This is a genomic window from Gemmata sp. (genome assembly GCF_051859125.1).
GTDB lineage: Bacteria > Planctomycetota > Planctomycetia > Gemmatales > Gemmataceae > Gemmata.
In genome coordinates this window covers 1-6,854 of sequence record NZ_JBHYGG010000154.1, presented here as the reverse complement: position 1 = coordinate 6,854, position 6,854 = coordinate 1, and the positions used below count along the sequence as shown (strand labels likewise).

The following is a 6,854-nucleotide window of genomic DNA, read 5'->3' as shown; positions in this document are numbered from 1 at the left end:
GGGCTGTTCCAGCACCGCTTTCGACCGGTGGGGGGATAATTACTCCCCGGTCTGGAGCAACCCCGCCGATCGGGGTTCCGGGGAGTAATTATCCCCCCACCGGTCGGCGGTGCCGTGAGCCCTCCGCGGGCCAGGATGAGAAGTAGACCGATCCGACGCCGCACGGGAGAGGGAAACCTCTCTCGTGACCTTTTGCGCCCCTCGTCGCGTTGCGCCCCTCGTCGCGTAGAATAAAAGCATCTCAGACCCCGTCCCCTCAACACGGACATCCTCTCGGGGGTACTCGCACATGGCGCTCACGGCCCAGCAGATCGCGGAGCAGCGCAAGGACGTCGAGGAACTCATCGCCGGCCCGGACGTCGGGTTCGCCAAGGCGCTGTTCTTCGGCCGGTTCAAGGGCGAGTTGCTGTTCCCGTACCCCACGCTCCCGGCCGACAAGCAGGCCGCCGCCGACGAGATGACCGCCAAGGTGCGGGCCTTCGCCGACGCCCACATCGACCACATGAAGATCGACCGCGACGCCCGCATCCCCGACGAGGTGGTGAAGGGGCTCGCGGACCTCGGCGCGTACAAGCTCACCATCCCGCCGGAGTTCGGCGGCCTCGGCTTCGGCCAGCAGCAGTACCTCAAGACGATGGAGGTACTCGGGGGGCACGACGCGAGCGTCGCCGTGTTCGTGAACGCGCACCACAGCATCGGCGTGCGCGCGCTCACCCTGTTCGGCACCAAGGAACAACAAGCGAAGTGGCTGCCGGGACTGTACGACGGCTCGAAGCTGTGCGCGTTCGCGCTCACCGAGCCCGAGGCCGGGTCCGACGCGGGGAACGTGCAGACCACCGCGACCCCCACCGACGACGGCTCTGCCTACATCCTCAACGGCACGAAGCACTACATCACCAACGGCGGCATCGCGCACATCCTCACCGTGATGGCCCGCACGCCGGACCCCAAGAACCCGAAGGGGAAGGTGACCGCGTTTCTCGTCACGCCGGACATGCCGGGGTTCGAGGTGCTGGTCGAGCGGGCCGAGAAGTGCGGCATCCGCGGCACCGCGACCGGGAAGATCCGGTTCACGAACATGCGGGTGCCCAAGGAGAACATCCTCGGGCAGATCGGCCGCGGGCTCCAGACGGCGCTCACGGTGCTGAACTACGGCCGCGTCACGTTCGGCGCGACCTGCACCGGCCACGCCAAGGCGTGCATCAAGGCGATGACCGAGCACGCCAAGAGTCGCAAGCAGTTCCAGCAACCGCTCAGCGAGTTCCACCTCGTCCAGAAGAAGATCGCGTTCGCGGCGGCGCACTGCTTCGCGATGGAGGCGGCGACCAACGAGTGCGCCGCGTTCATCGACAAGGGCGCGCCGGACTACATGCTCGAAACCGCGATCCTCAAGGTGTTCGCGACCGAGCACCTGTGGACCATCGTGAACGACACCCTCCAGGTGTGGGGCGGCAAGGGGTACTTCAGCGACCAGCCGATCGAGCGGTGGATGCGCGACGCGCGCATCAACACCATCGGCGAGGGGGCGAACGACGTGCTGAAGGCGTTCATCGCCGTGGTCGGGAGCAAGGGGCCGGGCGAGCACCTCAAGACGCTCCGCGACGACATGCTCGCCGGGAAGTGGAGCCTGCGGAAGCTCGGGCAGTCGATCGGCGTGGTGGGCAAGCTCGCGGCCCCGTGGCTGACGGTCGGCACGCCGGCCGTTCCGGTGAAGGCGTTCGAGTTGCGGGACGACTCCGAGGCGCTCGGCCGCCTGACGCGCGAGTTCGGGCTGAAGCTCCCGCACGTCTTCATGGCGCTGAAGGACGAGGCGACGTTCGCACAGGCCGAGCTGGTCCACGAGCGCATCGCGGACATCGCCATCGACCTGTACGTCTCGGCGTGCGTGCTGGCCCGGCTCGACCACCTCATGACGAAGCCCGCCACCAACGGCACCGCGACGCCGGCCGACCCTTACGCCGACGTCACCGCCGGCCGCTACTTCCTCGAACTCGCGTTCCGCCGCATCCGCGAGCGCTTCGCGGCCTTCGACGACAACGACGACGCCAACCTGCTCGCCACCGCAAAGGGCATGATCGCGAAGTTCTGAGCGCAGGGGCGAGTCGGGAATGTCAGTGACCGGAGCGACGTCACTCCGGTCACTGACGTTCCCGGCTCGCCGAGGTAGTTGCCATGACCGAAGCGGAATGGCTGACTTTACCGCGATTCGATGATGCGATGTATTCGACTGCGCTGAGTTCCCCGCAGTGGTCGTTTCGGAAGCAGACGTTATTCTCGGTTGCGTGTTGCCGAAGAGTTCTTCACCTCCTGCCCGATGATCGGGCGGCTCGGTTGCTCACTGATTTTGAGCGTACCGCTCTCGCGGATGAGCCAGCGATCCAGGCCAAGCATGCGCGTCCACTCTCCGACTATGTCATCGAGGCGGTTGGGATTGAAGGGGGCGAATCGCTTGAGGTGGTGTTCGCGCTTGGCTCAGCGGCCCGGGGTTACAATTCAGACGTAGCCGAACACTGTGCGGTAGCCGTCGCGTGGTCCAAGAGTGGAGGATACGAACGGCCCGAACACGGCGATGGAGAAGAATTGCGGGTGCAGGCAGCAATCATTCGCGATGTCGTTGGGAACCCGTTCCGGTCGGTAGCCTTCTCCCCCGAGTTGCGCACATCGACCGTCGTCGCCATTGCGCAGCAGATGTACGAGTCGCGGGACTTCGGCGCGATGCCGATCCTCGCCGACGCGCTGCAAGATGCGGGGTGCGACAGCGACGACATCCTGACGCACTGCCGCGGGCCGGTGCCGCACGTCCGCGGGTGCTGGGTCGTCGATCTCGTGCTGGGGAAGAGTTGACCGTTAGGTCGGGTCGTCGGGCGGGAACAGGTCGAACCACTCCTCGGCTTCGCGGATCGTCAACCGCCGCGGCCGGTTCAAGTCGAGCGCGTCCACCGTCGCACGACCGATGGCTGTCAGACCGATGACGCGCCGGTTGGCGTCCCAGGTGAAGTGGTCCCGCCACCTCTGGGTCCGGGGGTTGAAGAGGGGTACGGTCCCGCCCGCTTCGGGGTCCGTCGCCGCCACCCGATTCGATTTCGCGAGGTTGCATCCCGGACATGCGAGTGCCAGGTTCTCAGGGGCATCGGAGCCCCCAGCCGATTGAGGTGAGATGTGCTCGGTGTGAAACGTCGCGCCTTGGAGCGACTGGTGCATGCGGCAGTATTCGCACCGATTCCCGGCGCGGGCGGCGACCTGCCGAACCGTCTCGGCCCACGACGTCACGGCGACTTCCGTCCGAGGACGCGGAGCGCCTTCGCCCGGACGATCGCGATCGACTCGCTCAGTTCCACGAGTGATTCGAGTTCGACCCGCTCGTCGGGAGTCAGCAGGCCGTTCGTGTTCCGGTCCATGAGGGACTGGAGCCGGGCGTCGGTCTTCGGCGGGAACCGCATCCCGGCGACCGATTCGAGCAGTTCCAGCGGCGTTTCAACAACGGCGGTCATGGCCCCTCCGGGGTGCGGCGACTGGTTGAATTATCGCCGCGGGCCGCGGTTCACGCAACGTCGGGGCTCCGCTGCTTGAGTTTCCGCGGCCGATGCCGATAATTGCACTTCAAGCCCGACCTCTCCGGTTGCGCCGGCCGACCCCCATGACCATCACCTGCCCCCAGTGCCGCCGCGGTCTGTCGTCGTCCGACGGGGGCGACGCGCCGGCGTTCTGCATGTACTGCGGCGCGCGGCTCAGCATCAGCGCCGGCGACACCGACGCCACCCGCACCGCACACTTCGAGCCGCTCTCGGGCGTGTCCAGCGCCGGCGAGGACGTCCCGTTCGGCCCCGAGACCGCCCCCAAGAGCATCGGCGGGTACAAGCTCCTGCGGATGCTCGGGGCCGGCGGCATGGGCGCGGTGTACGAGGCCGAGGAGCCCGGGTCGTCGGGCCGCGTCGCGGTGAAACTGCTGTCGTCGCGGCTCGCGTCGAGCCCCACGAGCGTCGAGCGGTTCAAGCAGGAGGGCCGGCTCGCGAGCCAGCTCTCGCACCCGCGGTGCGTGTTCGTGAAGGCCGCCGACACCGACGCCGGCCGGCCGTACATCGTCATGGAGCTGATGCCCGGCGACACCCTCAAGGACGCCGTCGATAAACAAGGCCCGCTCCCCGGCGAGCGGGCCGTCCGGTACATGCTCGACGTGATCGAGGGGCTGTCCGAGGCGCACCGCGTCGGCATGATCCACCGCGACATGAAGCCGAGCAACTGCTTCCTCACCGCCGACGGCCGGGTGAAGGTCGGCGACTTCGGGCTGTCGAAGTCGCTGGTCGGGTCGCGGGACCAGCACCTCACCTCCAGCGGCGCGTTCCTCGGCACGGTGCTGTTCGCGTCGCCCGAGCAGATCCGGGGCGAGCCGCTCGACTACGGGTCCGACGTGTACTCGCTGTGCGCCACGCTCTACTACCTGCTGTGCGGCGAGGCCCCGTACCACCACGAGAGCATCACCGCGGCGCTCGCCAAGGCCATCTCCGAGGACGCGCCGCCGGTCCGCAAGAAGCGGCCCGACGTGTCCCGCGGGCTCGAAGCGGTCGTCATGAAGGGGCTCGACCGGGACCGCGAGCGGCGGTGGCAGTCGCTCGACGACCTGCGCGAGGCGCTCGTCGCGCTGCTGCCCACCCACCACCACCCGGCCCGGCCCCGCGTGCTGGTCGGCGCGTACCTGCTCGACATGATCGCGGTGTCGCTCGTCGCGTTCCCCATCGAGTTCGCCCGGACCCTGGGGACGTTCGCCGAGGGGCACCTGAACCCGGTCGAGGTGCGGCCCGTCGCCATCGCGATCGCGGTGCTCTACTTCGGGCTCGCGGAAGGGATCTTCGGCGCGACCCTCGGCAAGGCGCTGCTCGGGCTGCGGGTCAGTCGCGTCGGCCGCACCGAGCCGCCGGGCGTGCTGCGCGGCCTGGTGCGCGCCGCCGTGTTCCGGGCGATGGCGCTCGGCGCGCTCAGCGCCGCGGTGCTGCACGACGACTTCGTCCACTGGTTCGGCGCCACCGGCGGCGGGGTCGCGACCGGGGCCATCGTGGTCCTGGCGGCGCTCGGGCTGCTCGTGCAGGCGCAGCGGCGGTGGGGGTTCCGCGGGGTGCACGACTTCGCGAGCGGGTGCCACGTCACCCAGCGGCCGCTCCCGCGGCGGAAGCTCCGGCTCCCGGTGAAGCACCCGACCCCGCTGGCCGCGGTGCTCCCGCCGCCGGCCGAGCCGCTGCCGGCGTTCGTCGGCGTCTACGCGGTCCGCGGGCGGCTCGCGGTCGAGCCCGGGGGCGAGCAGGTGTGGGCCGCCGAGGACCGGGCGCTGGCCCGGTCGGTGCTGCTGTGGCTCCGCCCCGCCGGGGACGCGCCCCCGCCGCACGAGGCCGCCCGCCCGACGCGGCTCCGGCACCTCGGCAGCGGCTCGCTCACCTGGGCCGGCGCCGCGTTCGACTGGGTCGCGTTCGCGGCCCCGCTCGGCGCCCCGCTCGCCGACCTCATCACCCCCGCCCGCCCGCTGCGCTGGGCCGACGCCCGGCTCCTGCTGGAGCAGTTGGTGGAAGAGTTCCGCGCCGCCGAGGCCGACGGCACCACCCCCGCCCGCATCAGCCTCGACCGCGTGTGGGCCGAGACGAACGGCCGGTTGCAAGTGCTGGAGTGCGCCGCGGCCGCCGGCCCGGCGCACGGCGACGTGGCGCCGCTCGGGCTGCTCCGCGAGGTCGCGTCGCTGGCGCTGGAGGGCCGCCCGCGGGCGCACGCCGGGCCGGTCCGCGCCCCGGTGCCGGGCCACGCCGCGCCCGTCCTCGACCGCCTGTTCACCGACGGCGGCTACGGGTCCCTCGCCGACATCCAGCGCGACCTCGCCGAGACGCACGCGCACCGGCCCGAAGTGACCCCCTCGGTGCGGGCGGCGCAGCTCGGCATCCAGGCCGCGGTGCTCGTCCTCCCGTTCACGCTCCTGTTCGTCCTCACCGCCGCCGTGTCGCCGTTCCTCGCGCTCGTCGCGAAGGTGCGGGCCGAGCAGGCCGACGCGGCCCTCGCCTCGCTGCACGACCCGGAGAAGCGCAAGAAACTCGGCGGGTTCCGCGAGTTGGCCGAGCCGCTGAAGCACCCGCGGCTCGAGGAGCGGCTCACCGAGTACCGCGACCAGAAGCGCCGCGAGGCCGCCGCCCGCCGCCCGCTGCTGTTCACCCCGCAGCGGGTCGTGCTGGAGCAGGTGGAGCGGCAGGACCCGGACGCCGAGGACCGACACAACGGCTACCCGGTCGAGGTGCGGGAGGCGATCCAGTGGGCCGGCGCGGCCGACGGCACCCCGCGGGCCAAGCGGGCGGCCCCGTGGCGGAACGAGGCCGAGCCGATCCTCGCCGTGCTCGTGCTGGTCCCGCTGGGGTTCATCGCGGTCGCGACGCTGCTCCGCGGCGGGGTGTCGATGCTCGTGTCCGGGATCGCGGTGGTCCGGGCCGACGGCACCCCGGCGGCCCGCCGCGTGTGCGGGCTGCGGGCGGTCGTGTGGTTCCCGGTGGCCGCGGTGCTGTTCGCCTCGGCGGCGCTCCAGGTGCCGGTGCCCGAGCCCGAGCGGGTGTACCTGGCCGCGTCGCTGTGGCTGCTCGCGTTCGTCCTGCTGCTCGTGTACGTCGTGGTCGCCCTGCGGTTCCCGGACCGGCCGCCCCACGACCGCGTCACCCGGACCTACCTCGTCCCGGCGTAGTTCCCACCCGGTGGGGCAGGCATTCGTGTCCGCCTCCGGCCGCCCGTGCGCGGCAGACGGGCACGTCCGCCCCACCGGACGGAGCGGGCGGCGCGGACGGGTAGGGATCACATTAGTTGGTAGACGTTCGTTTCATGCGGCCGTGGACCGC

Annotated in this window: 5 protein-coding genes; 3 read left to right on the top strand and 2 right to left on the bottom strand. The window is 70.7% G+C overall.

Going from position 1 to position 6,854, the window contains the following annotated elements; translation table 11 throughout:
- Positions 1 to 289: 289 nt before the first annotated feature.
- Both ACTIGN_RS14860 and ACTIGN_RS14855 read left to right on the top strand, forming a co-directional pair.
- On the top strand, positions 290 to 2,089 hold the full coding sequence (locus ACTIGN_RS14860) for an acyl-CoA dehydrogenase family protein (RefSeq protein WP_439625133.1): 1,800 nt from the start codon (positions 290 to 292) through the stop codon (positions 2,087 to 2,089).
- 497 nt (positions 2,090 to 2,586) lie between these two features.
- Entirely contained in the window at positions 2,587 to 2,844 is a 258-nt protein-coding gene (locus ACTIGN_RS14855; protein WP_439625131.1) for a hypothetical protein, read from the top strand.
- Positions 2,845 to 2,847: 3 nt separating this feature from the next.
- On the opposite strand, the gene ACTIGN_RS14850 is transcribed toward ACTIGN_RS14855, so the two are convergent.
- Both ACTIGN_RS14850 and ACTIGN_RS14845 read right to left on the bottom strand, forming a co-directional pair.
- On the bottom strand, positions 2,848 to 3,270 hold the full coding sequence (locus tag ACTIGN_RS14850) for an HNH endonuclease (protein WP_439625129.1): 423 nt from the start codon (positions 3,268 to 3,270) through the stop codon (positions 2,848 to 2,850).
- Positions 3,267 to 3,491: a hypothetical protein gene (locus tag ACTIGN_RS14845; protein WP_439625127.1), complete on the bottom strand. Its 225-nt coding sequence runs from the start codon at positions 3,489 to 3,491 to the stop codon at positions 3,267 to 3,269. The genes ACTIGN_RS14850 and ACTIGN_RS14845 overlap by 4 nt, the downstream gene beginning before the upstream one ends.
- A 146-nt stretch (positions 3,492 to 3,637) precedes the next feature.
- On the opposite strand from ACTIGN_RS14845, the gene ACTIGN_RS14840 reads away from it, so the two are divergent.
- The gene (locus tag ACTIGN_RS14840) at positions 3,638 to 6,703 is read left to right on the top strand and encodes a protein kinase domain-containing protein (RefSeq protein ID WP_439625125.1); all 3,066 of its coding nucleotides are present in this window, start codon (positions 3,638 to 3,640) and stop codon (positions 6,701 to 6,703) included.
- The last annotated feature ends 151 nt before the right edge of the window (positions 6,704 to 6,854 follow it).